Here is a 2349-nt window from a genome sequence, read left to right on the forward strand (position 1 = left end):
GCAGCGCCCGCTATCATGCCGCCTTTGAGGATAATTGATGGCTTAACGCCAAAAAAGCCCGGCTTCCACAATACCAAATCTGCCAGCTTATCCACTTCGATAGAACCAACTTCATGACCAACGCCATGAGTGATGGCTGGATTTATAGTGTATTTAGCAATGTAGCGCTTCACACGGAAGTTATCCGTCCCGCGTTCCTCATCTTCTGGTAACAGACCACGTTGTAGGCGCATTTTGTGCGCAGTTTGCCAAGTGCGGCACACTACTTCGCCAATACGGCCCATCGCTTGTGAGTCAGATGAAATCATCGAAATCACCCCCATATCATGGAGGATGTCTTCGGCCGCAATAGTCTCGCGGCGGATACGCGAATCGGCAAAGGCGACGTCCTCTGGGATACTTGGGTCTAGATTATGGCACTCCATCAACATATCGAGATGCTCATCAACGGTATTAATCGTATAAGGGCGTGTCGGATTGGTAGATGATGGTAAGACGTTGGGCAGGCTACAAGCGACGATAATATCGGGCGCATGACCACCACCAGCACCTTCAGAATGGTAGGTATGAATACAGCGATCTTTAAACGCCGCTACTGTATCTTCTACAAAGCCTGACTCATTTAAGCTATCGGCATGAATAGCAATCTGTATATCATAGCGATCGGCCACATCTAAGGCATTGCTAATAGAGGCTGGAGTCGCGCCCCAATCTTCATGGATTTTTAGACTCATTGCGCCCGCTTCTACTTGTTGCACCAGCGCTTCTGGCGTGCTAGCACTACCTTTACCAAGAAAACCAATATTAATGGGCAGGTCATCCACGGCTTGCATCATTTTGCCTAGATGCCAGGGACCTGGGGTATGAGTGGTCGCGATTGAGCCAGTCGCTGGTCCCGTACCGCCGCCAATCATAGTCGTTAGGCCACTCATTAATGCTTCGTCCACCTGCTGCGGACAAATATAATGCACATGAGTATCGACAGCACCTGCCGTCAAAATCTGACCTTCACCGGCTATAATTTCGGTACCAGGGCCAATGACGATATCGACATCAGGTTGGGTATCAGGGTTGCCGGCTTTTCCTATAGCAGCGATGTGGCCATTTTTTAGACCCACATCGGCTTTCACGATACCCCACCAGTCGATAATGATAGCATTGGTAATGACGGTATCCATCACGGCATCGTCGCAGCGCTGACTTTGCCCCATACCATCACGAATCACTTTGCCACCACCGAACATAACCTCTTCACCATAATGCGTGTAGTCTTTTTCGATCTCAATCCACAGCTCAGTATCGCCTAAACGAATTCTATCGCCAGTCGTTGGACCATACATATCTGCATAAGCTTGGCGAGTAATTTTCATAAGTTCGCTCCTGAGTCTGAGTTTTGGTTCTGACCCTGATCCTGATCTAAGGGACCCATTACCTCACCACGGAAACCATAAATATGGCGTAAGCCTGAAAAAGGAATTAAGGGTACATCACGGTGTTGACCCGGCTCAAAACGTATCGCCATACCTGCCGCAATTGCCAAGCGGTGCCCGTAAGCTTTTTTTCGGTCGAAATCTAGAGCTGCGTTGGTCTCGGCAAAGTGATAGTGAGAGCCGACTTGGATAGGACGGTCACCCGTGTTTGCGACGTTGATAGTGATAGGTTCACGATCGACACATAACTCAATGTCATCGCTCTTTAGCTGATATTCACCAGGAATCATAGCAAGTCTCCTCAGACAATAGGGTTATGAACGGTCACAAGCTTTGTGCCGTCGGGAAAGGTTGCCTCAACTTGCAGGCTTTCGATCATCTCAGCGATACCATCCATGACGTCATCTCGGGTAAGGATTTCGCGGCCTGCACTCATCATCTCTGCCACGGTACGGCCTTCACGCGCGCCTTCCATAATGGCGCAACTGATCAGCGCTATTGCTTCAGGATAATTCAGTTTGAGGCCTTTAGCTTTGCGGCGCTCAGCAAGTAGCCCTGCGGTAAACAATAGCAATTTATCTTTGTCTCTTGGCGTTAATTCCATCGCTGACTCCTTCTTATATTATGGTTATCGTTATTGTTTTATTAAAAGCCTATGTCATTAGAAGGCTTATGTTATTAATTATTAATAAATAGACAGATAAAAGCGTTTGGCAGCCCCCAAGCAAATGCTTGGGCATCAATCGTTAAGTCAACCAAATTCGTGGTGTGATAGCGTTGTGTCCGGTCAATCGCGGACGTAGCACTTCTCGCGCTTGCTGGAATAACTCCCACGCTTCGTTACGCTCTACGCCTAAATAGCGTAGCAGCAATACGCCGCGACGATAGGTAACTGCCCAGTGATCGGCAGCGGGTATAT

General features: G+C 48.5%; 3 protein-coding genes and 1 pseudogene. All 4 read right to left on the reverse strand.

Annotated elements, in window-relative coordinates; genetic code table 11:
• On the reverse strand, window positions 1-1370 hold a 1370-nt coding region (ureC, locus tag ACS8FD_RS13060; RefSeq protein ID WP_439276212.1), incomplete at its 3' end, for an urease subunit alpha.
• Window positions 1367-1720 carry an urease subunit beta gene (locus ACS8FD_RS13065; protein ID WP_439261750.1) on the reverse strand — a complete coding sequence of 118 codons (354 nt, stop codon included), beginning with the start codon at window positions 1718-1720 and terminating at the stop codon, window positions 1367-1369. The genes ACS8FD_RS13065 and ureC, both read right to left, overlap by 4 nt.
• 11 nt (window positions 1721-1731) lie before the next feature.
• Window positions 1732-2034, reverse strand: a complete 303-nt coding sequence (ureA, locus tag ACS8FD_RS13070) for an urease subunit gamma (protein ID WP_058369263.1) — start codon at window positions 2032-2034, stop codon at window positions 1732-1734.
• A 142-nt stretch (window positions 2035-2176) separates the two neighbouring features.
• Window positions 2177-2349, reverse strand: a pseudogene (locus ACS8FD_RS13075) (urease accessory protein UreD); the annotation flags it as partial.

Source organism: Psychrobacter sp. 1U2, assembly GCF_051847575.1.

Excerpts from the sequence above, each read along its gene's own strand:
- ureA (WP_058369263.1), bottom strand. The coding sequence starts at position 2,034 with ATGGAATTAACGCCAAGAGACAAAGATAAATTGCTATTGTTTACCGCA.
- ACS8FD_RS13065 (WP_439261750.1), bottom strand. The coding sequence starts at position 1,720 with ATGATTCCTGGTGAATATCAGCTAAAGAGCGATGACATTGAGTTATGT.